General features: G+C 65.3%; 23 protein-coding genes and 2 pseudogenes. 16 read left to right on the plus strand and 9 right to left on the minus strand.

The features are described from left to right. Both VEI45_RS22760 and VEI45_RS22765 read right to left on the minus strand, forming a co-directional pair. A pseudogene (locus VEI45_RS22760) lies at window positions 1-123 on the minus strand (CBS domain-containing protein); the annotation flags it as partial. A gap of 459 nt (window positions 124-582) precedes the next feature. Then, window positions 583-690: pseudogene (locus tag VEI45_RS22765) on the minus strand (hypothetical protein); the annotation flags it as partial. 366 nt (window positions 691-1,056) lie between these two features. Between VEI45_RS22765 and VEI45_RS22770 the strand changes: the two are divergent. Beyond that, window positions 1,057-3,828, plus strand: coding sequence for an AMP-binding protein (locus VEI45_RS22770; protein WP_324856788.1), 2,772 nt, complete (start codon window positions 1,057-1,059; stop codon window positions 3,826-3,828). Between the two features lie 374 nt (window positions 3,829-4,202). Then, a complete protein-coding gene (locus VEI45_RS22775; protein ID WP_324856789.1) occupies window positions 4,203-5,870 on the plus strand; it encodes an HAD hydrolase family protein in 1,668 nt (555 codons plus the stop codon). 17 nt (window positions 5,871-5,887) lie between these two features. Here the strand turns inward: VEI45_RS22775 and VEI45_RS22780 are convergent, their stop codons facing one another. Continuing rightward, the gene (locus VEI45_RS22780; RefSeq protein ID WP_324856790.1) at window positions 5,888-6,097 is read right to left on the minus strand and encodes a phosphatidylserine decarboxylase; all 210 of its coding nucleotides are present in this window, start codon (window positions 6,095-6,097) and stop codon (window positions 5,888-5,890) included. Window positions 6,098-6,126: 29 nt separating this feature from the next. Continuing rightward, window positions 6,127-7,149 (minus strand): phosphatidylserine decarboxylase family protein, encoded by a 1,023-nt coding sequence (locus VEI45_RS22785; protein ID WP_324856791.1) that lies wholly within the window; start codon window positions 7,147-7,149, stop codon window positions 6,127-6,129. A 212-nt stretch (window positions 7,150-7,361) separates the two neighbouring features. Between VEI45_RS22785 and VEI45_RS22790 the strand changes: the two genes are divergently transcribed. Further along, window positions 7,362-8,726, plus strand: coding sequence for a wax ester/triacylglycerol synthase domain-containing protein (locus VEI45_RS22790; RefSeq protein ID WP_324856792.1), 1,365 nt, complete (start codon window positions 7,362-7,364; stop codon window positions 8,724-8,726). A gap of 1 nt (window position 8,727) precedes the next feature. Here the strand turns inward: VEI45_RS22790 and VEI45_RS22795 are convergent, their stop codons facing one another. Then, complete coding sequence (locus VEI45_RS22795) at window positions 8,728-9,843, minus strand: patatin-like phospholipase family protein (protein ID WP_324856793.1); 1,116 nt, start codon at window positions 9,841-9,843, stop codon at window positions 8,728-8,730. A gap of 515 nt (window positions 9,844-10,358) precedes the next feature. Here VEI45_RS22795 and VEI45_RS22800 point away from each other — a divergent pair. The 7 genes from VEI45_RS22800 (at window position 10,359) to VEI45_RS22830 (ending at window position 16,400) form a co-directional block, all read left to right on the plus strand. Beyond that, window positions 10,359-10,706: a hypothetical protein gene (locus tag VEI45_RS22800; protein WP_324856794.1), complete on the plus strand. Its 348-nt coding sequence runs from the start codon at window positions 10,359-10,361 to the stop codon at window positions 10,704-10,706. Between the two features lie 25 nt (window positions 10,707-10,731). Further along, entirely contained in the window at window positions 10,732-11,427 is a 696-nt protein-coding gene (locus VEI45_RS22805) for a M15 family metallopeptidase (RefSeq protein WP_414687567.1), read from the plus strand. A 106-nt stretch (window positions 11,428-11,533) separates the two neighbouring features. Beyond that, window positions 11,534-12,346: a methyltransferase domain-containing protein gene (locus tag VEI45_RS22810; RefSeq protein ID WP_324856795.1), complete on the plus strand. Its 813-nt coding sequence runs from the start codon at window positions 11,534-11,536 to the stop codon at window positions 12,344-12,346. 78 nt (window positions 12,347-12,424) lie between these two features. Then, a complete protein-coding gene (locus VEI45_RS22815) occupies window positions 12,425-14,002 on the plus strand; it encodes a methylmalonyl-CoA mutase family protein (protein WP_324856796.1) in 1,578 nt (525 codons plus the stop codon). Beyond that, window positions 14,003-14,428 (plus strand): cobalamin-dependent protein, encoded by a 426-nt coding sequence (locus VEI45_RS22820; protein WP_324856797.1) that lies wholly within the window; start codon window positions 14,003-14,005, stop codon window positions 14,426-14,428. Next, window positions 14,413-15,369, plus strand: a complete 957-nt coding sequence (locus VEI45_RS22825; RefSeq protein ID WP_324856798.1) for an LLM class F420-dependent oxidoreductase — start codon at window positions 14,413-14,415, stop codon at window positions 15,367-15,369. The genes VEI45_RS22820 and VEI45_RS22825 overlap by 16 nt, the downstream gene beginning before the upstream one ends. Continuing rightward, entirely contained in the window at window positions 15,366-16,400 is a 1,035-nt protein-coding gene (locus VEI45_RS22830; protein WP_324856799.1) for a CoA transferase, read from the plus strand. The genes VEI45_RS22825 and VEI45_RS22830 overlap by 4 nt, the downstream gene beginning before the upstream one ends. Window positions 16,401-16,402: 2 nt before the next feature. Here VEI45_RS22830 and VEI45_RS22835 read toward each other — a convergent pair whose 3' ends face one another. Next, complete coding sequence (locus VEI45_RS22835) at window positions 16,403-17,302, minus strand: LysR family transcriptional regulator (protein WP_324856800.1); 900 nt, start codon at window positions 17,300-17,302, stop codon at window positions 16,403-16,405. 157 nt (window positions 17,303-17,459) lie between these two features. On the opposite strand from VEI45_RS22835, the gene VEI45_RS22840 reads away from it, so the two are divergent. Then, window positions 17,460-18,362, plus strand: coding sequence for an SDR family oxidoreductase (locus VEI45_RS22840; RefSeq protein ID WP_324856801.1), 903 nt, complete (start codon window positions 17,460-17,462; stop codon window positions 18,360-18,362). On the opposite strand, the gene VEI45_RS22845 is transcribed toward VEI45_RS22840, so the two are convergent. Continuing rightward, window positions 18,359-18,811 carry a TIGR03618 family F420-dependent PPOX class oxidoreductase gene (locus VEI45_RS22845; protein ID WP_324856802.1) on the minus strand — a complete coding sequence of 151 codons (453 nt, stop codon included), beginning with the start codon at window positions 18,809-18,811 and terminating at the stop codon, window positions 18,359-18,361. The genes VEI45_RS22840 and VEI45_RS22845 overlap by 4 nt on opposite strands. 52 nt (window positions 18,812-18,863) lie before the next feature. Beyond that, entirely contained in the window at window positions 18,864-19,889 is a 1,026-nt protein-coding gene (locus VEI45_RS22850) for a ferredoxin--NADP reductase (protein ID WP_324856803.1), read from the minus strand. A gap of 81 nt (window positions 19,890-19,970) precedes the next feature. On the opposite strand from VEI45_RS22850, the gene VEI45_RS22855 reads away from it, so the two are divergent. The 5 genes from VEI45_RS22855 to meaB all read left to right on the plus strand — a co-directional run bounded on the left by VEI45_RS22855 (window position 19,971) and on the right by meaB (window position 25,148). Next, window positions 19,971-21,398, plus strand: a complete 1,428-nt coding sequence (locus VEI45_RS22855; RefSeq protein ID WP_324856824.1) for a class I adenylate-forming enzyme family protein — start codon at window positions 19,971-19,973, stop codon at window positions 21,396-21,398. Continuing rightward, window positions 21,376-22,281, plus strand: a complete 906-nt coding sequence (locus tag VEI45_RS22860; protein WP_324856804.1) for an acyl-CoA dehydrogenase family protein — start codon at window positions 21,376-21,378, stop codon at window positions 22,279-22,281. The genes VEI45_RS22855 and VEI45_RS22860 overlap by 23 nt, the downstream gene beginning before the upstream one ends. Then, complete coding sequence (locus VEI45_RS22865; protein ID WP_324856805.1) at window positions 22,268-23,356, plus strand: acyl-CoA dehydrogenase family protein; 1,089 nt, start codon at window positions 22,268-22,270, stop codon at window positions 23,354-23,356. The genes VEI45_RS22860 and VEI45_RS22865 overlap by 14 nt, the downstream gene beginning before the upstream one ends. 1 nt (window position 23,357) lies before the next feature. Next, on the plus strand, window positions 23,358-24,125 hold the full coding sequence (locus VEI45_RS22870; protein WP_324856806.1) for an enoyl-CoA hydratase/isomerase family protein: 768 nt from the start codon (window positions 23,358-23,360) through the stop codon (window positions 24,123-24,125). A 129-nt stretch (window positions 24,126-24,254) separates the two neighbouring features. Next, window positions 24,255-25,148 (plus strand): methylmalonyl Co-A mutase-associated GTPase MeaB, encoded by an 894-nt coding sequence (gene meaB, locus VEI45_RS22875; protein WP_324856807.1) that lies wholly within the window; start codon window positions 24,255-24,257, stop codon window positions 25,146-25,148. Here the strand turns inward: meaB and VEI45_RS22880 are convergent. Next, entirely contained in the window at window positions 25,129-25,713 is a 585-nt protein-coding gene (locus VEI45_RS22880) for a helix-turn-helix domain-containing protein (protein ID WP_324856808.1), read from the minus strand. The two genes, meaB and VEI45_RS22880, sit on opposite strands and share 20 nt — an antisense overlap. Window positions 25,714-25,765 lie beyond the last annotated feature (52 nt).

Below are 25,765 nucleotides of genomic sequence, written 5' to 3' on the forward strand. Positions count from 1 at the left end.
GTCGCCGCAGATCGGCAGGGCGCCGACACCGAGATCGCGCATGTGCTCGGCTGCGGCGGTCAGTGTTTCGTGCTCGCCGACACAGGTGGCTCGGGCGTGCATGATTTCCCGCGCAGTGGTCATAGCTTTCTCCCTAACTTCCGGATCTATTGGCCGATAGTCGGAACCTAGGGTGATAGGCCGGGAACCTGTAGGGCCATTGGGCCCTTCGTGAGAACAACTTGGGACCCAGCAGTGGTGCATGGCCGCCGGTTGATCTGCACACGGCCTGACGCGCACTACTCGGATCCCGATAGGCCACCCGCGGATGCAGCATCGACGGTGCCCATCGGCGAATATTCTCGGTTGTCGTGAAAGCCGCTGTGCGGCAGCAGCATTCAAAGAGGAGGATGCAGACGCCCTGGTGGCCACGGCAACTGGGTGATTGGGCAAGAAGATCCCCTATGTTTTCGTGGTCCTGCGCACGGCCAAACGCTGAACCGGCTGGCACTAGAGGTCCTCCGCCGTAAACCCCGCTACTCCGGTGCGCTGGCGCCGAGACTGCGACAACTCGAACTGCGCCTGATGGCACTCGCGTCATTTGGCTTCGAGTTGCTCGACAGCATTCTGAGTATCGTGCGAATCGTCGAAAAAGACTGAGGCGAACGGACCTTGCGCGTTGACCAGCGATCGGAGGTGTTGTGATCGCATGTCGTCGCCGCTTTCGCCTCTGGCTTGTCTGGGTATGTGGCTGCTTCTCGCCAACGGTATTAAGCGCGAGAAGCGCGCCGGGAGAGCCATTAGCTACCAAAGAGAGGTCTTTGGTCACGATCACCTGTTTCTTTGCGCCCTTACCGGCCAAGGAGGCGTCGGCACAAGATCGACACGTCCAGGGGCGGCAAAAGGGAGGTAATGCCATGGAGTCGCTGTCGTCTGTGTGTCGACCCCGTACGGGAACACCGGGCGACCTCGTCGGTCTCCGAGCGGGGCATCTGTTTCATGGGGGTGCACCCAAGGTTGCGGAAGTTCGCGCGTGATGGACCACGGGCCGCTGGCTCCCAGACTGCGTCGTGACTGATGGCAAGCGAAGAGTCGGCGTCTGCCGTTCTGGCGCTCGTAGGAGGCCTAGTCGCCGAGGTTCACCCCCGTGCGACGCCGCCCGCGGTGACGCTTGACAGCGCGTTCGACGACTTGGGCATCGGCAGCCTGGAGCTAGCGGAACTGTTGCTGCGGGTTCAGGACGAGTTCCGGGTGGCGCTGCCGCCGCACATTCTGGCCAGCGCAGAAACTCCGCGTGACCTCTTGCAGGCCGTCGCTCGCGCTCATCCCTCCACCGGCGAGAATCGCGGTGTGGTCTCGCCTCCGGCCATCGCGCCGGGCGGCGTGGCACCGGCAGCAGCCTCGACCTTGAACGAGGCCCTGGATTGGCACCTGGGCGCGACCCCGGACCGGACGCACATCCGCATCCTCGACGAGCCTGGCGGTCCCACGGACGTGACCTATGCGGCCCTGTACCAAGAGGCCGCTGCCGCAGCGACCGGGTTGCTTGCGCACGACATCATGCCGGGCGAGGCGGTTGCCATCATGCTGCCCACCTGCCGGGCGTATTTTGTCACCTTCGCCGGTGTGGTCCTCGCAGGCGCCGTTCCTGTTCCCGTTTACCCGCCGGCCCGGCCTTCCCGCCTGGCGGACCACCTGCGTCGAACCGCCGGCATCCTCGCGAACGCCCGGGCCGCGCTGCTGGTCACCGTGCCCGAGGCGGTAACGCTCGGACACGTATTGCGATCGAATGTCGAAAGCCTCCGTCACGTCGTCGTCCCCGAATCTCTCGCCGGCGCAAGCGAAGGCGCCCTTGCGCGACCGCGAGCCGACGACCTCGCGCTGGTGCAATACACCTCGGGTAGCACCGGTCAGCCCAAAGGGGTGGCGCTCACGCACCGGAACCTGCTCGCCAACATCCGCGCGATGGGGCAGGCCGCGGCGGTATCGGCGTCGGATACGTTCGTCAGTTGGCTGCCGCTGTATCACGACATGGGTCTGATCGGCGCTTGGTTCGGGTGTCTGTATTTCGGTGTTCCGCTGGTGGTGATGAGCCCACAGTCGTTCCTGATCCGCCCGTCATGCTGGCTATGGGCGATCCATAACAACCGAGGCACGATGTCGGCCGGCCCGAACTTCGCCTACGAGCTCTGCCTCGCCAAGGTCCGCGATGCCGAGATCGAAGGGCTCGATTTGAGCTTGTGGCGGTTAGCCTACAACGGCGCCGAGCCGGTCAGCCCCACGACAGTCGAGCGGTTCGCTGAACGCTTCGCTCCTTATGGGTTGCGGCGCAACGCGGTAACGCCGGTGTACGGGCTCGCCGAGTCCTCGGTCGGGTTGGCTTTCCCGCCCCTGGGCCGGGGTCCGCTCATCGACCGAATCGGCCGCGACAGGTTCGTGCGTTCCGGTCAGGCCGCGCCGGCGAAACCGGGTGAGCGCGATGAGCTTCGTTTCGTCGCCTGCGGGCGACCCCTGCCGGGTCACGAGATCCGGATTGTCGACGCCGCCGGCAACGAATTGGGCGATCGCCGTGAAGGTCGCATCGAGTTCCGCGGGCCGTCGGCGACCGCGGGCTACTTCAACAACGTGCGAGCGACGCGTGCGCTGTTCCACCAGGATTGGCTCGACACCGGCGATCTCGGCTACCTGGCCGACGCCGACTTGTACGTCACCGGTCGGGTCAAGGACGTGATCATCCGGGCGGGCCGCAACTTGCACCCCGCCGAGCTCGAAGAGGCGGTCGGCGACCTCGCAGGTGTCCGTAAGGGTTGTGTGGCCGTGTTCGCCTCACCCGATCCTCAGGGCGGCCCTGAGCGACTCGTGGTGATGGCCGAGACCCGAGCGAACGGAGACGCGCGCGCCGCGCTGCGCTCCGAGATCGCCTCCACGACAGCGGATTTGCTGGGTGTGGCCCCCGACGACGTGGTTCTGGCGCCGCCGCGCACGGTCCCGAAGACTTCGAGCGGCAAGATCCGGCGGGCCGCCAGCCGGCAGGTCTACGAGACAGGCAAGATTGGTGCCCGACCACGGGCGCTATGGTGGCAGTTGGCCCTTGTGCGCCTCCAAGGAGCCGTCCCGTCGCTGCGCCGCGTCGGTCGTGCGGCCACCGCTGTCGCGTTCGCAGCCTACACGTGGGTGCTCTACGCGGTCCTTGCGTTATCGGTCGTGGTCTTGCTGGCAGTGCTTCCGCGGGCGCAATGGCGCTGGCGGGTGGCCAAAGGCGCCGTCCGGCTGCTGGCCCGCCTAACCGGGACGGCGGTCAGTGTGCTTGGCCGCCACCGCCTCCCGCCAGGAACCTCCATCGTCGTGGCCAACCACTCGAGCTGGCTCGACGCAGTTGTGCTCGCCTCAGTGCTGCCGCGGTCGTTCCGCTTTGTCGCCGGCGAGGTACTTCAGCATCAGGTACTCAGCGGATTCGCGCTCAAGCGGTTGGGCACCCTATTCGTCGAACGCTACGAGCGCGAACACGGTGTGCTCGACACCGACCGCCTCGTTGCCCTGGTCCGAGCTGGGCGGTCACTCGTGATTTTCCCCGAGGGCCGCTTGGCGCGCGCGCCCGGATTGCGCCCCTTTCATATGGGCGCATTCATCGTGGCTGCCGAGTCCGCTGTGCCGGTCGTCCCCGTTGCCATCCGCGGGACGCGGGCAATGCTGCGGCCGGAGCATTACTTTCCGCGACGAGGAGCGATCGACATCGTCATCGGTGAGCCGGTCCAGCCTTCGGGGACAGACTGGGCTGCAGCAATAGAGCTGCAACGCGCTGCCCGGGGTGCCGTCCTGCGCCTCTCAGGGGAGCCGGACGTCGAATGACAAGACGGTCGCTGGTTTCCGCATAGAAATGTTTGTAACAAGCTGACGGCTGGCCGGGGCGGTACAGTCCGTCAGGCAGTCGAATAGCGCCGAACGAGCATGCCTCAGCTTCGACAACCACTCCCGGGTATATAGTGCCACTTGATATTTCGCCGTCTTCTCTCGTCCGACATCGAGTGCAATAGGCCACTGTGTCAGCTCGGGGGCGTTGGTCCCCGACGGGAGTGGCCATAGGACCCTTCAGTGCGTCGGCATATCGCCACACACTCAATGACATGCAATTTTGACCGCTGGACGGGTATCGGTGGCAGGGCATCTCACCGTCCCGGAGCATCCGGCCGCCAAGCATCGCGCGCAATAGATAGGAAGCCGCTATGGCCTTTTTCCAGGTGGTAGCGCTTGACCTCGATGGCACGCTCACGTCGCGAGGCGATCTCTCCGCCGAGGCCCTAGATGCCATCGACGAAGTTCGACGAGACGGAGTAGCGGTCATCCTTGTCTCCGGCCGGATCGCGGCGGAATTGCAGGCCGAGTTTCCCCAGATCACTGACCACGTCGACGCGTCGGTGCTCGAAAACGGGGCGGTCGCAGTTGTCGATGGAACGGCTCGTGCACTATCGACGCCCGTGGATGCCGCATTCGACGACGTACTCACCGATCGGGGCGTGCCGCATCGACGCGGAGAGGTGCTGGTGGCCGTTGACGGTGAGCATGCGGCAACCGTGCTGGAAGTGATCGGCGAGCTGGGACTTGACTGCCAGATGGTGCGCAACCGGGCTTCATTGATGGTGCTGCCGGCAGGAGTGACGAAAGGCACGGGGCTGTGCTCAGTGCTAAGGGAGCTGAACCTCTCGCCGCACAACGCCATCGCGGTCGGCGACGCCGAGAATGACCTGTCGTTGTTCGGGATGGCTGAAATCGGTGCCGCGGTGGCCAACGCTGTGCCTTCCGTCAGACAACACGCCGATCTGGTGCTCGAGGCAGAAGACGGGGCTGGTATCGCCAGCCTGCTGACCGGGCCCTATCTGACTGGCGCAGGACGCTTGTGCCCGCTACGACTCTGGATCGAGATCGGTACCTTCGATGACGGCACGCCAGCGCGAATACCGGGCAGTCAGGCCAGGATCCTGGTTACCGGCCCTGCCGGGTCGGGTAAGAGTTACCTGGTCGGACTATTGGCAGAGCGATGGATCCTGGCTGGCTATTCCATTCTGGTCATCGACCCCGAAGGCGACCACACCGAATTGCAGGATCTGAGCCAGGTGCACGTTGTCGATGCCCGTCGCTACCTTCCCGAGCCGACGGAGCTGGTCAATACACTGCTACACCCATACAGCAGCGTGGTGTTGGATATGTCAGTGGTCGCCGAGCGCGACAAACTTGATTACCTGCGCCGGATGCGCTCGACGGTCGAAGCGTATCGCGAACACCATGGGTTCCCACACTGGGTGATCTACGACGAGGCGCATCTACTCGGCACCGAGGAGGCAGCCCGATGGCTACGGCGAGCGGGCTACGTATTGTCTTCGTTCGCACCGGCATCGCTGCCGGCCCACGAGATCGACGATACCGACGTAGTGCTGGAGCTCGCGCACGACGAAATCCCCGGGGGAGTCGCCTCTAAGCCGCTCCCGCGGGCCACGTTGCGTCTTGGTTCCGAGCCTGCTCGTCAGCTCACACTCGCAGACCGCCGGACCACACACGTACGTCACCGTCACAAATACGCCGACGTCTCGTTGCCCAATGAGCGACGGTTCCACTTCCGGCGGGTAGACGGCCAGTACATCACGCCGGCCGCGACGATGCACGACTTTCATAGTGCGATACGGCATTTGGACCCAGAAGCGCTTCGCTACCACCTCGAACGGGGTGATTTCTCCCGCTGGCTGGGCAGCACCATTGCCGACAAGGACTTCGCCGCGCATGTGGCGGCATGGGAGGACGAGCTGCTGGCGCGTCAAGCCGCGGACCTAGAACGAATACGCCACCGGCTAATCCATGCTGTGGAGGAAAGGTATCTCGACACCGAAGACAAAAACTAAGAAGGTGGCTGTTGTGGTCACTTCGTCGTGTTGGCGATGGCGAGTTTCGATCGGACAAGAACCTGGGGCGCGTTGGAGTTGTGCGACTGGGGAATGGCCGCGAGAGTGAAGTCGGCGATCGCGCCGGGTCGAAAGACGAGGCAGTACGTCGAGCCGCCGAATTGGAAGTAGCCGAGTTCCTCGCCTTTTGCCACGTGGTGGCCGGGCGCGATTCTTTTGTCGATCATGCAAGAGGAGACCTCCGCTATGCCAACCCCTATGAACGCCACCAGGCCGATGACCGGATGTCGGCTTGGATGAGAATGATCGCCCGTACTGCCACGTGGGCCAGGTAAGGCTGTGAATCCGGGGGCTCAAGGATGTCCCAGCTCTCCGAAACGGCCTCTGAGTAGTAGGTGCCCGGTTGGACGAACGCCTTGATAATCGTCCCGGCCACCGGGCTGTGCCACCTGTGATAGTTCATCGCAGTTAGATACGCCTGATAGACCGTTCCGCCGACGAACTGATCAACCGACTCGTCGTTGGCCAGCATGTCCTGTAACGAATACGGTTGGCTTTTGATCCAGAAGCAATCCCGGCGCTGCACACCCGCGGCGATACGGTAGGGCGTCGACTCGCATGCGCTGACGATCACCTTGTCGTCGTTCGGCGCGGCGACTGGGCGCTCCCCCTCCTTGAAGCGTCGGGTGAAAAAGTCGTTCCACGAGACGAAGCCCCAGTGCTCACAGTCGGGATCGTGTTTGAACTGCTCGATGCCGATGGCACGGCGGGCCGCGGGGCACTGCCAGCCGGATGGCGAATCGTTGAGCACATACAGCGAGTCGGCGCTGTCGAGAAACTTGCACCATGCGGTCAGGATCTTTTTGAGCATTGCGTTGATCCGTGGGTCACGGAAGGCCGCGAACCCGGCTGGTGTGCCCATCGTCGAGTCGAAAATCGCGCCCAGTGAAATGATCACCGCGTTTTGGCCGAACGCCGGCGCCATCGTCAAGACCTCGTTGATCAAACGCAGCATCTGCTCGATACCGTGCAGGTGGCTCTTGCGGTACGGGTCGGTGCGCGGCACCTGGGCGATCATCTGATGGACGTACATGCGCACCACCGGATCGGTGTGGATCAGCTGCTGGAACTCGGTGAGTACAGGATGTAGCGCGATCCGCTCGCCTTTGGCTTTCATCCGCTCCCGATGCCCGGTAAGCCATGACTCTAAGTCGCCGTGATCCTGCGGCAACCAGCCGGCGCGGCGCCGCACATCCATACCCTCGGTAGGAGTCGTCACAAGAACCAAATTTAACGACGCCGGCTCTGGCATCAACCGCACATATCCAGAAAAGCCCTCCAGTTCGTTGCAGCATTGATCGACTGCCCCGTCATGCAACCCAGGTGCGTTGGGACGAGGCCCGACTTGATGCGTAGGGACCAAAGTCATCACTTCCCGATAAGCAGCTGACCTTCGCTGCTATCGGTCGTACGTTTATCTCGGAAGTGAACATGACCGAATTCATGCGCAACAGCGACGCCTTTACCTGGGCGATGGAAAGCGATCCACGGCTGCGATCAACCGTGGTCACCGTCGTGCTGCTGGAGCGAACCCCGGACTGGGACGAGGTACGCGAACGATTCGACCTGATGAGCCGCAACCTGCCGATGTTTCGACAACGGGTGGTGGCGTCGCCGCCCCCGGCCCCGCCTCGGTGGAAGTATGACCCGGACTTCGATCTGGACTATCACATCCGGCGAGCGGCTGCCCCCGGGGCCGGCACGCTCGACGACGTGCTCGAGACGGCTCGACTGGCCGAGATGCAGGATTTCGACCGGGCCAGGCCCCTTTGGGAGAACACGCTGATCGATGGCCTGGAAAACGGGGGCGCGGCCGTGATCTGCAAATTCCACCACGCCCTCACCGATGGAATCGGCGGCATCCAGATCGCGATGCACCTGTTCAACATTTCCGAAAAGCTGTATGAGCATCAGCCGCTGCCGCCCGAGCCACAGGCATCGAGACCGTCGTGGCTCAGCGGCTACCGCGACACCTGGCGCTACGACGCTGGACTGCTCGGTACTGCCGTGACAAGCCTGGTCAAATCGGCACCGCAACTCGTGTACAGCAGTGTTCGGCGGCCGGTCGCGACGGTCCGATCGGCAGCGGCGACGGCGGCGTCGGTCTACCGGACGGTGCGGCCCATAAGTCAGACCGGATCTCCGCTGGTGAAGAATCGCAGCAAGATCCGGCGTCTCGGGGTGCACCAGGTGTCGAGGCCACTACTGCGGGAAGCGGCGCACCGCAGCGGTGGGGCGCTGAACGACGCGTTTGTCGCCGGGGTGGCTGGCGGGTTACGCCGATACCACGAGAAACACGGCGTCGCAGTCGGCGACCTGCACCTCACCATGCCGATCAGCCTGCGGACCAAGGCCGATCCCATGGGCGGAAACCGGATCACCCTGATGAGGTTCGACGTGCCGGTGGGCGAGGCCGATCCCGGCGCACGAATAAGGGCAATACACCAACGCACCGGCGCGGTACGCGATGAAAAATCAATCCCTTATACACAATTAATTGCCGGCGTCCTCAATTTCATGCCGCGGTGGTACATCGGCGCGGTCCTGCGCCACGTCGATTTCTTAGCTAGCGACGTGCCGGGTGTACCGGTGCCGGTCTTTCTCGGCGGGGCCCCGGTGCGCGCGCAATATGCGTTCGGCCCGACGATCGGCTCGTCGGTCAATGTCACATTGCTCACCTACGTCGACACGTGCGCGCTGGGCATCAACGTCGACACCGCCGCGATCCCCGACTACGACGTGTTCTATGACGCTCTCGTCGCCGGCTTCGACGAAGTGCTGGCGCTCGCAGGCTGAATCAGCTCACCGTTGGCGAGGCCAGCGCATCTTGAACGTGTGCAGCCATCAGGGCCTCACGCGTCTCATTCCGCCCGGCGCGCATGAATTCGGCCCAGTCGCGAGTGCTGAGGAACTGGCGGTAGAAGCCGACGCCGCGCACCCTCTCGTAAGAAACCGGCTCGATCATGATCAGTTTCGAAGCCGCCCGGAGCCGAGCCAGATTTTCACGCGCGAGCTCGACCTGCTGGCAGGTGCGCACCTGGCTTGCGACATACAGAATGCTGGCCCTGCGATACTCCCAGCCGGTGGCGTCTTCCCCTTCGAATGCGGGCGGGTAGAACCCGTTGATCGCCAAGGTGACATCGCAGGGCTGCTCGATGTCGAGCAGAGGGTGGACTGGGAAGATATCGACGATCCCGCCGTCGCACCAATGAAACCCGTTGAACTCGACGGGCTGGATGAACAGCGGCAACGCGATCGCCATATGCACGGCGCGCGCTACCGGAAGCTCCGGATACGTTCGGGGACCGATGAATTCAACGCGATTCTGCTCGACGTTCCATATCGGCGCGTACGCAGGGACTGGCAGGTCGCCCAGCGTCATGTCCCCGAGTAGACGTCGGTAGGTGTCTTCGATCACGTCGCCGGCAATGATGCCGGCGAACCCCCGCCCGGCGGACAGCGCCAGCCGCAACAGCCGGCTCCAGTCGAGATCGACGTAGTCCCGGGGAAGCAGCCCGAGGGTGAAGGACGCCACTTTCTCCGTGCTGATCCCAGCCGCCAGGGGGAACCCGAATAAGGCCGAGCCCGAGCACAGCGAATAAACAGACGGACGCAGACCGGCTTCCTCGAGTGCACGCGCGGCACCCACCAGCGACGCCATTGCGCCGCTTCCACCTGTCGCCGCCAGTGCGATCCGCTGACCGCTCGCGACTCCGGTGGAGTACGGCTGGATCGCGGGGAAAGGTTGCCGCTTTTCGCCACTGACACCGCCAGCCGGCAGAGCCAGTGCGGCCCGAGCTGCATCTGTGAGCAACCCGGCGTCCTGACGCAATCCCGCCGCCCACTCACGGCTGCGGGTTATCGCGTTGAAGTACTGGCGAAGACGAAAAACGTCCAGCAGTGTGCCGAGCATGGTCACTGACTATGCATTGCCCCCGGATCGCAGCCCAGAGTCCTCGGTCACCAGCGCAGAGGCCGATTGTCCCGAGCCTCAAAGCGATTGTCGGCGTTACGCCTAGCCGCCGCCGTAGGTGGGCCCTTGCACGCCATCGCGGTAGGTAGTGCATTTCTGCGCGATGCAGCAGGTCTCGATCAGGCTGGGGGGCGAACCGAAGTGAGGTGACACCTCCTCCGACGTGTATTGGCCGCCGGAACTCGCACACTGACTCTGAACATCGGTCTGTGCATGGGCAAGAGGCGCGGCCAAGATAGTCACCGCCACCGCAATTCCGAAAGTAGCCGCGGGCCGGGCACTTAATACAGGGCGCTTCATGTTCCTCCGTAGATCTGACGGCAACAGTTTACCGGCTCCGTGCTCGACCTCGACTTCACCGGCCTTCGCACCTGCCCCTAGACGCAGGTAAACTACAGGTATGTAATTCGGCGTGACGCGGGCGAGATCGCCCTCACCGACCAAAGGAACGGCCCATGGACCCACTCAAAATATCCAATGTTGAACTCGACGATCGGGATCCTTTTCGAGCGACCTTCAACGTGCACCTGACCCGCGACATGACCGACTTCGAGCGCCAGACGCTGCCCCCGCTGCTCTCCGGCAGCTTCTCACCGTCAGAGGCTCGAGGCCCGGCGGTGGTGGCCATCAGAAACGCGACCATCGCGATGATCGAAGATCACCGGGACCTCCTCAAACAGATTGTGGCGGAAGCCGAATCCCTGGCTAAGACAATGGAACACGATCAACACGCGGTTGCCGCTCAAGTCGCAGCCAGAGTGGAGGACGTCCGGCAGCGCGCCGCCGCCATCGACTGGAGCTGACGCATTAGTCGCGGATAATAAGGCGATGACAGCTGCCACGCGTCGGTTCCTGGTCGCGCTGCTCGCCGTCGTGTCCGCCGCCAGTTGGGGTGCCCGCGCCAATGCCGATGTGCCTCCGCTCAGCGCCGCGGCGCGCTCGGCGGGATTTGTCGACGTTCGCTCCGTCGTTCCCAGCGCAGTGATCGATCTGCGCTACGCGACCTCGAATAATTTCACCGGCATCCCGTTGTATCCGGCCGATGCACGCTGCTTGGTGCACGAATCGATGGCACCCGGCCTTGCCGCGGCAGAAAAGACCTTGGCTTCGCACGGAGACGTGCTGGTCTTCTGGGACTGCTATCGGCCGCATGATGTGCAGGTCAAGATGTTTAATGTTGTGCCGAATCCCGCCTGGGTGGCCAAGCCCGGTCCTTATGCGCGCAGCCATGAGGCGGGACGCTCGGTGGACGTGACGATGGCAAGCGCACAGGCCCAATGCCCGCCCGCCCGGCAGTTGGGCGGGCTGTGCCTGGCCGATATGGGAACCGACTTCGATGATTTCTCGCCGCGCGCAACTGCCTTCGCCACCGACGGCGTCAGCGCGGACGAGCAGGCAAGCCGGGCCCGGCTACGCGATGCGATGAGCGCCGGCGGTTTGTCGGTGTACTCCGGTGAGTGGTGGCATTTCGACGGCCCCGGTGCCGGGGTCGGGCGCCCGATCCTCGACGTTCCCGTCGACTGAGCCTTCATACGTCTATCCCATAATATGGGATAGACGTTTCGTAATATGAAATACCCGGCGGTAGCCTCCGGTTCCGGGGATGGTTCGATCGCCGAGGAGCCGCACGATGAATAGCAAACCCCAGACCGTCTACACCCACGGGCATCACGAGTCGGTGCTGCGCGCGCACCGCAGGCGGACCGCGGCGGACTCCGCCGGCTACCTGCTGCCGCACCTGCGACCGGGGATGTCGGTGCTCGACGTGGGTTGCGGCCCCGGCACCATCACCGTCGACCTGGCCGCCCGGGTCGCGCCCGGCCGGGTCGTGGGCGTCGAAATGACCGATGAGGTTTTGGATCTGGCTCGCGCGGAGGCGCGCGAGCGCAACCAAACGAACATCGAGTTCGTGACTTCTGACGTGCACGCTCTCGACTTCCCCGACGACACCTTCGACGTTGCGCACGCCCATCAGGTGCTGCAACACGTGGCCGACCCGGTGCAGGCGTTGCGAGAACTGCGGCGGGTGTGTGTGCCGAACGGGATCGTCGCGGTCCGCGACGCCGACTACGCAGGATTCATGTGGTTCCCGCCGCTTCCGACGCTGGATCGCTGGCGCGAGCTGTACGACGACGCGGCGCGCGCGAACGGCGGTGAGCCCGACGCGGGGCGGCGGCTGTTGTCGTGGGCCCAGGAAGCGGGATTCGACGACATCACACCCACCGGCAGCATGTGGTGCTTTGCGACGCCGGAGACCCGCGACTGGTGGGGCCGGATGTGGGCGGACCGGATCGTCGAGTCGGCCCTGGCCCGTCAGCTGGTGGATTCGGGGATGGCCACCGCCGCGGAGCTCAACGAGATCTCATCGGCATGGCAAGACTGGGCGGCCGCTTCGAATGGCTGGCTGGCGATCCCTCATGGCGAGATCTTGTGCCGAGCCTAGAAAGCCCGCGGCCTCTCCTTTAGCCTGGTCAGGCTGCGGTATTGGCATTCTCTTTTTTTGCAAGTACGTTATCAGTCGATGGATAACCACACCGAAACCTCATCCGGCATCCCGCTGGAGCCCGTGTACGGGCCGGGGGATAGGAGTACCGAGCCGCCGCCACCGGGCGTCTACCCGTTTACCCGGGGCAACTTCGGCAGCGGCTATCGAGGCAAGCTGTGGACGTTTAGGCAGTACTCCGGGTTCGGCACCGTCGAGGAATCCAACCGCCGTTACCGCTACCTGCTGGAACAGGGCGGGACCGGGTTATCGGTGGCGCTCGACCTGCCCACCCAGTGTGGATACGACTCCGACGATCCGGAGTTCGGTGAGGAGGTCGGCCGGGTCGGCGTCGCGATCGACACCCTGGCCGACGCCGAGATCCTGTTTGACGGCATTCCGTTGGACAAGATCAGCACCAGCCTCACGATCAACGGCACCGCTGCGATCCTGCTGGCGTTCTACGTGGCGGCCGCTGAGCGTAAAGGCGTGCCGCGCGCCAAGCTCACCGGGACCATCCAGAATGACATCCTCAAGGAATACGCCTCGCGCGGCACCTGGATCTGGCCGCCCGAGCCGTCGCTGCGTTTGATCGCCGACACCATCGAGTTCTGCGCGGCCGAAGTTCCCAAATTCAACGCAATCTCGGTGGCCGGGGCGCACTTCCGTGACGCCGGGGCCAACGCGGTGCAGGAGATGGCGTTCACGCTGGCCGACGGCGTTACCTATTGCGACACCGTGGTCGAGCGCGGCCGCATGACCATTGACCAATTCGCACCGCAGATCTCGTTCTTCTTCTACACGCATGGCGATTTCTTCGAGGAGATCGCGAAATATCGTGCCGGACGGCGACGTTGGGCGACAATCGTGCGGGAACGCTACGGCGCCACAACCGACAAGGCGTCGATGTTCCGCTTCGGCTGCGTGTGCGGTGGGGCGTCGCTGTATGCCCCGCAGGCGCAGAACAACCTGGTGCGGGTGGCTTACGAGGCGATGGCCGCCGTACTGGGCGGCGTGCAGTCGATGTTCACCGCGGCCTGGGACGAGCCGTTCGCGTTGCCCACCGAAGAGTCCACCACGCTGGCGCTACGCACCCAACAGATCCTGGCCCACGAAACCGGTGTTGCGCGCGTCGCGGATCCGCTCGGCGGCTCCTACTTCGTCGAGGCTCTCACCGACGCCACTGAGGCCCGCATCATCGAGATCATGCGCGATCTCGAGCAGCACGGCGGGATGGTCCGCGCCATCGAAGACGGCTACCTGCAAGGCCTGATCGCCGACGAAGCCTTTCGGATCCACCAGGAGATCGAGGCGGGCACGCGCCCGATCGTCGGGGTCAACCGGTTCGTCTCCGAGGAGCCGCCGCCCGACATCGTCACCTACGCACTGGATGCCGAGGGACGTGACCTCCAACTCAAACGGCTCTCCAAAGTGAAAGCTGAAAGGGATTCTGCCGCAGTAGAATCCAGCCTTGCAGCGCTGTCGCGTGCAGCCGAGGGAACCGACAATCTGATGCATAAGCTGATCGACTGCGCAAACGCCTACTGCACGGTCGGTGAGATGGTCTCGACGCTCAAAGCGGTCTGGGGCGAATTCCAGCAGCCGGTGGTGTTTTGAATGGCAGTGCGGATCCTGGTCGCCAAGCCCGGTCTCGACGGACATGACCGCGGCGCCAAGATCGTCGCCCGCACGCTGCGCGACGCGGGATTTGAGGTGATCTACACCGGTATCCGGCAGCGCATTGAGGACATCGCGTCAATCGCCGTACAAGAAGATGTGGCGGTCGTCGGGCTGAGCATTCTGTCCGGTGCGCATGTCGCGCTGACCGCCCGCACGATCGAGGCGTTGCGTGCAGCCGACGCCGCCGACATCGCCGTGGTGGTTGGCGGAACGATACCCGAGGCTGATGTGCCCAAGCTGTTGGCCGCCGGGGCGGCAGCGGTGTTTCCGACCGGGACCCCGCTGGATGTTCTGGTGCGGGAGATCCGCACGCTGACCGGCAGTCCCCAACCCACAGTGGAGGAACCGTGCGCCTCGGAGTAATGATCGGCGCGGAGCGTGGCGATTCCGCGCGCAAGGTCACCAAACTGCTTGCCGACATCGAGTGGGCCGAAGCCGCGGGCATGGATACCGCTTGGATTCCCCAGGTGCCCAACGACTTCGACGCGCTGACGGCCGTCGCACTGATGGCCACCCGCACCACCCGCATCGAGCTGGGCACGGCGGTCGTGCCGCTACAAGCGCAGCACCCGATTGCGTTGGCGCGCCAAGCGTTATCCGTGCATGCCGCCGCAGGAGGTCGGCTGGCGCTCGGGGTGGGGCCATCGCATCACTGGATCATCCGCGACATGCTCGGATTGTCCTACGCGCGCCCTGCCGCCTACACCCGCGATTATCTGGAAGTGCTGCACGCCGCGCTGAACGGGCCGGGGCCGGTGGACGTGGAGAACGAGACTTTCACCGTGCACAATCCACTGGATCTCGGCCCGGTGGCGCCGCTGCCGGTGTTCGTCGCGGCGCTGGGCCCGGTGATGCTGACGCTGGCCGGGGAGCGGGCCGACGGCACCGTGCTGTGGATGGCCGACGAGCGGGCTGTCGCCGAGCACGTGGTCCCGCGGATCACCAAGGCCGCCGACAACGCGGGCCGCTCAGCGCCGCGAATCGTCGCCGGAATACCCGTTTGCCTGTGTGCGGCAAACGAAGTCGACGCGGCTCGCGAGCGCGCCAACCGGATCCTGGGCGAAGCCGAGGTCTCGCCCAACTATCAGCGACTGCTGGAGTACGGCGACGCGCGCGATGTCGGCGAAATCTGCGCGGCCGGCGACGAGGCGGCCATCTTGGCGCGGATGCGCCGGTTCGCCGACGCCGGGGTCACCGACCTGTCGGTGCGGCTGCTGCCGATCGGCGACAACCGGGATGAGCTCATCGCCTCCAAGCAGCGCACCCGCGAGATGATCGCCGCTCTCGCAACGGAACTGCGGTGACAACCGCTGCACCGCTGGCGGGGATACGAATTCTCGAAGTCGGCACGATGCTCGCTGGCCCGTACGCGACGATGCTGCTCGCTGACCTCGGTGCCGAGGTGACCAAGATCGAACCCCCCGGTGGTGAGATCTCGCGCAGTGTCGGGCTCAGCTACTTCGCCAGCCTCAACCGCAACAAGTCGAGCATCTGCCTGGACTTGAATTCCGAAACGGGACAGCAGCGTTTGGGTGAACTGGTGTCGGAATCCCACGCGCTGCTGGTGAATCTGAAGCCGTCGGCCATCCGGCGACTTGGCCTGACGTATGAGCAGCTGCGACGCTGGAACGAGCGGATCGTCTGCGTGGCGATCACCGGCTTCGGCCTGTACGGCGGCGATGACCCGGCTTTCGACTACGTGGTTCAGGCGGGTTTCGGTATCGCGGCATTGACCGGCGATCCGGACGGACCGCCCACGCTGCCCGGCTATTCATCGGCCGACAATTCCACCGGAATGTCTGCGGCGCTTGGGCTTCTGGCCAAGATCATCTCCGGCACCGGTGGACAAGTTGATGTGTCGCTACGCGACGTGATGCTCTCGCAGCTCAACTACCACGCCTCCGCCTACCTCAACGACGGTGTCGAGCCGACGCGCAGGCACAACGGCGCCCACTCGTATTACGTTCCGGCCCAGCTCTTCCCGACCGCCGACGGATACCTCGCGCTGTTCATCACGCACGACGGCTTCTGGAAATCCTTCGCCGCCGAGGCGGGTATCGACGGATTAGAACGGATGGCGGAAAGGGTCGCCCGGCGCGACGAGGTGCTCGCCGTCGTCACTGCCACCCTGGCGACAGATACCGCCGCCAATTGGGAATCCCGCCTTCGTCCGCTCGGGGTGCCTGCGGCCGCGGTGCGGACCTTGCCCGAAGCGTTGGAGGCGACACCGGAAATCGTGGTCACCGCAGGCGATTTCCGCCTGGTCGGCAATCCGATCCGGGTCGACGACTACCAGCCCGACTACCGCCCGCCGCCGAAGCTCGCCGACGACTGAGATCAGCCCGGCGGGGTGAGGTGCGCTTCGGCCAGTTTGCGGAAAGCCGCCAGCAATCGGCTGCGATCATCGGCCCGACTGGCCAATACGACGTGGCTGGGTTCGACACCCTCCAACGGGACTGTGACGATGTCGGGACGCAGGCTGTTGCCGTGAAAGCCGGCCGTGATAGCCACCGCCTGCCCGGCGGCAATGACTTCGAACTTGTCTTCCAGCGCCTCGATGAACGGACCATCCGGTGCGCGGCGCCCGTCGGGGCGCGGATCGACCCGCCAGAAGGCACTCCAGGTCGGATCGGAGCCACGCACACGTGGGATGGGTTCGTCCGCGATGTCCTCGAGGGTGACCGATCGCCTACCGGCCAGGCGATGATCGGACGACACCGCCAGCACCCGGGGCTCGTCATAGAGGATCGTCACGTGCAGGCGGTCGGTCGGAAAAGGCAGCCGGGTCACCACCGCGTCGACTCGATGGTCAAGTAGCGCGTCCCGCGCTTGGTCCCAATCCAGGTGCAAGACTTGCACTTCGGCGTCCGGGTGCTCGCGGCGCATCTCGCGCACCGCCGGGGTGACGATCAGGCCCGACGTATAGCCGACCGTGATGCGGCTGGGCTGGGCCGCCGCGCGGGCCTGTGCTGTGGCCTGCGATGCCGAGCGCAGCAGCGCCTTCCCGCGTGGCAGGAACACCTCGCCGGCCTCGGTCAGCCGGGTGCCTTGCGGCGTGCGATCCAACAGGCGCACACCCAACTGCTGCTCCAGGCGCCGGATCTGCCGGCTCAGCGAAGGCTGGGCGACGCGCAGGGCGGTGGCCGCGCGACCGAAATGTCGGTGCTCGGCCACCACGACGAAGTAACCGACCAGCCGCAGGTCGAGATCCACCACCGGCGATGCCGATTCAGTCATGCACGAAGTATAGCCACCTGAGCTAACACCGTAGCCGCACATAATCTTTGTGAACTGCGGTGATGCCTAAATTGCATCGCATCATATGGAATAGGACTTGGACAGGTTTGGTAGGGCCGTCGTTGACTTGATGACATCGACCAGGAAGGGATATTCCATGCACGTCTTTGTCACCGGCGCGACCGGGCACATCGGTTCCGCCGTTGTCACCAAACTCCTCGAAGCCGGCCACCACGTCATCGGGCTGGCCCGCTCGGACCAGTCCGCCGCCGCGTTGACGGCCAAGGGCGCCGATGTACGCCGCGGCGACCTTGACGACCTCGACGGCCTGCGGGCCGCTGCCGCGGCGTCCGACGGCGTCATCCATCTGGCCTACCGGCACGACTTCGATAACGACTTTGTCGGCGCCGCCGAGACCGACCTGCGCGCGGTGCAGGCAATGGGTGAGGTGCTGGCCGGCTCCGACCGACCCCTGGTCAACACGTCGGGAACGCTGTCGCTGGCGGGAATCGCGCAGGGACGGACCGCGACCGAAAACGACGCCGCCGAAAGCGGTCCGCGGATCGACTCAGAGAACGCGACCGTCGGGCTGGCCGAACGTGGCGTGCGATCGTCGGTCATCCGGCTGTCCCCGCTGGTGCACAGCACACTGGATCATCACGGCTTCGCCCACCGCCTGATCGACATTGCCCGCGAAAAAGGCGTCTCGGCATACATCGGCGATGGCACCAACCGATGGCCCGGCGTCCACACGCTCGACGCCGCGCACCTATACCGGCTCGCGCTCGAGGAGGCTCCCGCGGGCACCCGGTTGCACGGTGTCGCCGACGAGGGTGTGCCGTTCCGCGACATCGCCGCCGTCATCGGCCGTCACCTGAACCTGCCGGTGCAGAGCATTTCCCATGAAGAAGCGGGTGAGCACTTCGGATTCCTTTCCGTCTTCGGGATGCTCGACAATCCGACGTCGAGCGCCCTAACGCAGAAGCTGTTGGACTGGCATCCCGAAGGACCCGGGCTCATCGAGGATCTCGACCAAGGCCACTACTTCGTTCTCGGCTAGCCCTGCGTTGGGTTGGTGTAGACGCGGGTGGGTGAGATCAGCACAGCGGTGCGACGTTGTTCACGCATCACCCGGTCGTAGGTGTCCCAGTCGTCGTGGGTACCGCCTGCCGCGGTGAAGACCTCGCGGAGCAGGATCCGGAGCCGCTCGTCATCGACATCGGGGTGCGGATCGTCGGGTCCGATCAGCTGCGCGGAACCCTCGACGGTCGCCCACTGCCAACCGGTGCGGGCCACCACCGCGGTTCGCGGATCGGCGCGCAAGTTGGCCAGCTTGCGGGTGCCCCCGATAGCCACGAGCGCGACGATCGGCGCATTCGTCAGCGGGTGCTGCATAACACCGGCGTTGACGACCGATGCCTGGACACTCCCGTCGGCGCGCGTCGTGGTGAATGTGACAAGCCCATGGTCGGCGGCGGCGAGATCAGCGAAGGCTGAAAGGTCGGTCATGGTTGAGATTCCGTTCCAGCCCGGTTTTCCCTAACATCGCTGCAGTGCGGGGCTACTCGTAAACCACTGCCACCGACGTTGTGTCGGGCACCGCCTGACACGTCAAGATATAACCGTCGGCGAGCTCGTCTTCTTCCAGCACGTCGTTGGTGCGCATGGTGGCAGTGCCCTCGGTGAGCCTGGCCATGCACGTCCCGCAGTTTCCGGCCTCACAACTGAACGGCGGCGACAGCCCGGCCCGCCGCGCGGTCTCCAGCAGCGTCTCGCCGGCGACCTGCGGTACCGACACCTTCTTGCGCTCAAGGTGGATCGTCACGGTGCCACCGGCTGCACCAGGGTCGGGTCGGTCGGCGACCTGGGCTGGGGCCGCCTTCACCGGCGGTGACGCGTCGAAGTCCTCGACGAGGACTCGCGCGCCGGCTGGCAGCGCGGAGCGCACCACGGCCATGAATCCTTCCGGGCCGCATACATAGCATTCGGCATCGGTATCGCTGCCAACGAACTTCGCCACGGCATCCGCAGCCAACAACCCCTGCTCGGCGTCGATATGACGGTCCACCGACAGCCGGCCGGGGTAACGCTCGACGAGTTCGTCGATGACCGCCTCGAAGATCACCGACGCCCGGTCGCGGTCGGCGCACAGTATCCGCACCGCCCGGTCGGTGGTCGCCAATGCGCTCTTGGCCAGCGACAGGATCGGCGTCACGCCGCTACCGCCGGCAAAGGCCAGCAACGGCACCGCTGGGGCCGTTGCCGGGCTCAGGACGAAGGTGCCCGCGGCCCTGGTCATGGTCAGCTCGTCACCCTCGACCACGTTGTCGACCATCCAATTGGAAACCTTGCCGCCGGCCACCCGCTTGACCGTGGTCATCAGCTCGCTATCGGTTTCCGGCGCACTCGACATCGAATAGGACCGATACAGCTCCTCGCCGTCGACGGTCACATGGAACGTGCAGAACTGTCCGGCGCGATAGGGGAACGGTTGCTCGTGCGGGTCGAGCACAAATGTGCGGGTGTCGGCCGTCTCCTTGATGATCCGGGTCACCGTGGCCTGCTGGAACACGTGGCGTTCCGTCATGCCTGCACCCTCCACACTTTGCGTTCTTCATCTCAGAGAATACTATTCTCTCAAAACGATAGGATGTTCTCAATGTCCTCCATGTCGCAGCGCGGGTTGGCGCCGCCGCGTGAGCCGACCGCGCTCGTGTTCGACGACCGGCAGTACAGCCTCGGGCAGCTGGGCGCGCTGGCTGACGGGCTTGCGGCGGGCCTGCACGGGCGTGGCGTGACGGCCGGTGACCGGGTGGCGTTGATGGCGTCCAATCGCCCGGAGTTCGTCGTGGCGCTGCACGCGATCTGGCGGCTGGCCGCGGCCGTCGTGCTGATCAGCCCCGCCTGGAAGCGCGACGAAGTCAAGCATGCGCTGGCGTTGACGAATCCGTCCCATGCCGTCGGCGACCATGAACTGCTCTCGGAACTGATGCCGATGCTGCATCTCGACGAGCCGATCGCGCCGGGTGAACCGGCGTTCGGCACGCCGCCGCCGGATGCGGATGCAGTGTTGGCGTTCAGCTCGGGCACCACCGGCCTGCCCAAGGCTGTGCGGCATACCCACACGTCGCTGCGCGCCGCCGTCCGACATTGGCGTGACGCGCTGGGCTTGACCTTGCGCGACCGAATCCAGATCGCCACCCCGCCGTCGCACATTCTCGGCTTGCTCAACATCGAGACGGCGCTGCAGACCGGGGTATGGATGCGGTTGCATCGCCGATTCGACATCGACCGAGTCCTGCAGCACATCCAAACCGACCGGATCACCGTTGAGATGGCCGTTGCGCCCATCGCGCTGGCCATCGCCTCGCATCCGTGCCTCGAGTCCTACGACCTCTCGTCGTTGCGGTTCATCATGTGGGGCGCGACGCCGGTCAGCGAGAGCGTCGCCCAAACCGTCACCCGGCGCACCGGCATCGGTTGGCTTCCGGCATACGGGACTACCGAGCTGCCGGTCATCGCCTGCAACCCGCTTGACGGCGCCCGGCTCGACTCCGTTGGGCGGCCGGTGCCAGGCGTGCAAGTACGGGTGGTGTCGCTACAGAACGGCGAGCCGGTCGACCCGGGTGAGGTCGGCGAGATCCAGGCGCGGTCGGAGTCGCTGATGGCCGGCTATCTGCCGCCCGGGGCGACGCGAGATGCCTTGTGCGACGGCTGGTATCGCACCGGCGATGTCGGATATCTCGACACCGGAGGCTGGCTGCGGATCACCGATAGGTCCAAAGAGATGATCAAGGTCCGCGGCTTCCAGGTTGCGCCTGCCGAGATCGAGGCTGTCTTGCACGCTCATCCGGCCGTCGAAGACTGCGCGGTGTTCGGCATCCCGGACAGCGTCGACGGGGAGTCGGTGGTCGCCGCCGTCGCGACGCGGGCACCGGTCGACGCCGCCGAACTCACTGCCCGGGTGGGTGAGCGGCTCGCGTCGTACAAAAGCCTGAGCCGTGTGGTGTTCGTGCCCGAAATACCTCGGCTGCCTTCCGGAAAGGTGCTACGCCGAGTTTTGAAGGAGCGTTATGGATGTACGTCTGACAGCTGAACAACAGCAACTGCGCGACGCCGCGGCCAAGCTGGCCGACGACCTGGGCCCGGGGTCGGTGCAGGATCTTGCCGATAACGATCGAATTGCCCGGTTGGACAAGCAAATCGAGATAACCGGTTGGCGATCGCTGCGGTCCGACGGGGCCACCGGCGTGGAAGTGGCCATCGTCGCCGAGGAATTCGGCCGCGGATTGGTGGACGCGCCGTTTCTCGGTCCGGTGCTGGCCGACGACCTGGCCCGGCACATCGGCCGCGACGGCGCTGGGTGCACGATCGCCGTGGGCGGTCACGGTATCGACGCTCGGGGTTATCAGCGGGCGTTGGCGCTCTACGGGACGACGGTGCTGGCCGCCGAGCTGGGCGCGGCCGGCGAGGCCGTAGATCTGACCAGGTCCACCGCCGATGTCGCCGGAACGGCGGGCGCCGTCGGTGAGGTGGACTCCGACGGGGCCGGGCGGTGGCTGGCACTTGCCTTGGCCACCACGTCGGCGGACCTGGTCGGAACGGCTCGAGGTGCACACACCCTAGCTTGTGATTACGCGAAAATCCGTGAGCAATACGGTAGTTCGATCGGCTCCTATCAAGCCATCGCGCACCTGCTCGCGGAAAGCCTGGCGCTGATCGAGGGTTCGGTGAGCGTGCTGCGACATGCTGCCTGGGCGGTCGACGAGCTAGCGCCGGCCGAGGCGATCCGGGCTGCTCGAGTGGCCAAGATCTACTGCGCTCGTACCGCGCGAACGGTGTGCGAGACCGCCATCCAGGTGCACGGCGGCATCGGCAATACCTGGGAGTGTCTGGCGCATGTCTACCTACGGCGTGCGCTGACATCGACCGAACTGTGGCCCGTCAAGCTGGAGGAGATCGACGTTGGATTTTCGTGATTCGGCCGACGAAGCCGCCTTCCGTGACCGGCTGCGCTCCTGGCTTGCGTTGCACGCCAAGGAGTTTCCAAGCTCGGGCGACGAGTACTGGGCTCGGCAGGGCGAATGGCATCGGGCGCTGTATGAGGGCGGCTTCTTCGGGTTGTCTTGGCCGCGCGAGTACGGCGGACAGGAGCTGGCGCCGGTCTACGACGTCATCCTCGACGAAGAGCTGGCGCGGGCCGGTGCTCCGCCCCGGCCCAGCCTGGGCTACCTGGTCTCTGGCCTGACCCGACACGGCAGCAAGGAGCTGTGCCACCGGTTCTTGCCCGGCATGATCAACGGCACTGAGCGCTGGTGTCAGGGCTTCAGCGAGCCCGGCTCCGGCTCGGACCTCGCGTCGCTGACCACTACCGCCACCCGCGACGGTGACAACTATGTCATCCAGGGACACAAGATTTGGACCAGCTACTCCGATGTCGCCGACTGGTGTTTGCTGTTGGCCCGCACCGATCCGGACGCCAAGCGCCACCGCGGCATTTCGGCGTTCATCATCTCGATGAAACAGCCTGGCGTGCAACAGCGTCCGCTGCGGATGATCAACGGCGTCACCACCGAATTCGGGCAAGTGTTCTTCGACGGCGCGACGGTGCCGGCCGAGCACATGGTGGGCGCACCGGGCGAGGGCTGGCCGCTGGCCATGACGGTGGTCGGCCACGAACGCGAACCCTCCACGCTGGGCTACGCGGCTCGCTACGGCAAGCTGGTGCGTCAGCTGGCCGCGCGCACCGACGGTCCCGCGTCTCCCGAATTAGCTTGGGCCGCAGTGCAGACCGAGATGCTGACCCATCATGTCCGGCGGCGGTTGTCCGAACAACTCGACGGCGTGACGCACACGTCGGACGGATCGCTGGACAAGTTGCTGATGACCTGGGTCGAGCAGTCGGTCGGCCACGCCGCGCTGGCTGTCGCCGGCATCGACGACCCCGGCCTGCTCAGCGCCTACCTCTACAGCCGCGCCCAAAGCGTGATGGGCGGGACATCGCAGATCCAGAAAAACATCATCGCCTCACGAATCTTGGGATTGGGAGCCTGACGTGTACGACATGCCGACCGAAATCGACGTTCAGGCCGACGGGCCGCTGCGGATCATCACGCTGAACCGGCCCGATTCGCTCAACTCGGTCAACGACGACCTGCACCACGGGCTTGCGAAGTTGTGGCAGCGGATGAGCGACGATCGCGGTGCCCGTGCCGCGGTGATAACCGGTGCAGGCCGCGCCTTTTCGGCCGGCGGTGACTTCGCCTACCTCGCCGAATTGGCGGGTGACGCCGACCTGCGGGCGAAGACCATCGCCGACGGGCGCGAGATCGTCCTGGGCATGGCCCGCTGCCGGGTGCCGGTGGTGGCAGCGGTCAACGGCCCGGCCGTCGGGCTGGGGTGCAGCCTGGTCGCGCTCAGCGACATCGTCTACATCGCCGAAGACGCGTATCTGGCCGACCCGCACGTCCAGGTGGGCTTGGTGGCTGCTGACGGCGGACCGCTGACCTGGCCGTTGCACATCAGCCTGCTGTTGGCCAAGGAGTATGCGCTGACCGGCACCCGGATCCCCGCCGAGCGGGCGGTCGAACTCGGCCTGGCCAACCACGTGGTGGCCGATCCGGTCGCCGAGGCAGTGAAGGCCGCGAAAAAGATTCTCGAACTGCCGCAGCAGGCGGTCGAAAGCACCAAACGCGTCCTCAACGTGCATCTCGAGCGCGCCGTGCTGGCCACGCTCGACTACGCGCTGTCCGCCGAGAACCAGTCCTTCCAGACCGAGGACTTCCGCTCGATCGTGACCAAGTTGGCAGCCGGGAAGAACTGACCGGCCGCCGTTAGTCACGCCCGAGTGGCGTTCGGCGGCGACTGCTGCGCTGGCGTGACGCTCGAGGCGCACACGGCGGCGGCATGGGTTCGGCTACGGTCATCGAGGTTCCGGCTGCATGATCGTTAAATGACGATCGCTGAACTGATCGCGGCCGCGCGTGGCGGTTCCCCGCGGGCCGCAGGCCGGTTGCTCAGCCTGGTCGAAGGTGAGCGTCGCGACGAGGTGCTGGCCAGCCTCGGTCCGTCGTCGGTGCTCGTGGTCGGAATCACCGGCCCACCGGGCGCTGGTAAATCGACGACGATCGCGGCGTTGGTGGGGGCGTACCGCCAGCGCGAGTTGCGGGTGGCGGTGCTTGCCGTCGACCCATCGTCGCCATTCAGCGGCGGTGCGCTGCTCGGCGACCGAATCCGGATGGCCGCGCACATCAACGACCCCGATGTGCTGATCCGCTCGGTGGCCACCCGGGGTCATCTGGGCGGGCTGGCCGCGGCCGTTCCCGCAGCCATCCGACTGCTCGGGGCGCTGAGCTACGACGTGATCCTGCTGGAAACCGTCGGGGTGGGGCAGTCCGAGATCGAGATCGCCGCGGTCGCCGACCCGACCGTGGTCATCCTCAACCCCGGTGCCGGCGACGCGGTGCAGGCCGCCAAGGCGGGTCTGCTCGAGGTCGCCGACATCGTGGCGGTGAACAAGGCCGACCGGGAAGGCGCCGAGCAGACCGTCCGCGACCTTCGCGCCGAGACCAAAGCTCCGATCATCAGCCTGATTGCCGCCAAAGGCGAAGGGCTCTCGGAATTGATGGAGGCGATCGACGCCCATCACCGCGCCGACAGCCGCGATCGCCGGTCCGCTCGCGCGCGGGCCCAGATCCTGTCGCTGGCGCAAACCCTGCTGCGCACTCACCCGGACCTGGATCGGCTCGCCGAATCGGTGGCCGATGGCCGCGACGATCCGTACACCGCGGCCGAACAGTTACTGACCCCCGGGGCGGCGAGCGGGTTTACCGCGCCGGCAGGTTGAGGATGCGCCGTGTCGTGCGCAGCAGATCGGCGCGCAGGGTCTCGTCGTCGATGCCGGCAACCAATGGATGCATGACGCCGGCTGAGATTGCTCCCGACAGCATCGCTGCCGGAACGCGCCCCACCGGGCCGGTGTCACCGAGCAGCACCGCATAAAGCCGGCTGACGAACTGCTGGAACGGTTGATGTTCAGCGAGAAAGCGCACGATCACCGGGTCGAACTGCAGCACGCTCATCATCCGGCGGCGCGCGACGGCGATATCAATCACCTTGCCCAGCAGCAGCTCTCGCGCTCGTATCGCGGACTTTTCCGCTTCGGCCGCCTCCAAAGCAGGCTCGAGCCCGCCGAGTTCTCGTTCGGTGAGCGCGATGACGATGTCGTCTTTGGATTTGAACTGCCGGTAGACGGCGGCCTTCGTGACCCCGATCTCGTCGGCGATCATCTGCAGTGACGTCCCGCTGACTCCGTGCTGCGCAATCAAATTGAAGGCGGCGTCGAGGACGCGGGTCTGGGCGGCGGTGCGGGTGATGGTGCTGAACCGAATGGCGGACCGTGCAGAGACCACAGCAAGAGACTAGACGACCGGCATTGCCGTGCTGTTGCCGATCGGCTACTGT

Source organism: Mycobacterium sp. (assembly GCF_035623875.1).
GTDB lineage: Bacteria > Actinomycetota > Actinomycetes > Mycobacteriales > Mycobacteriaceae > Mycobacterium.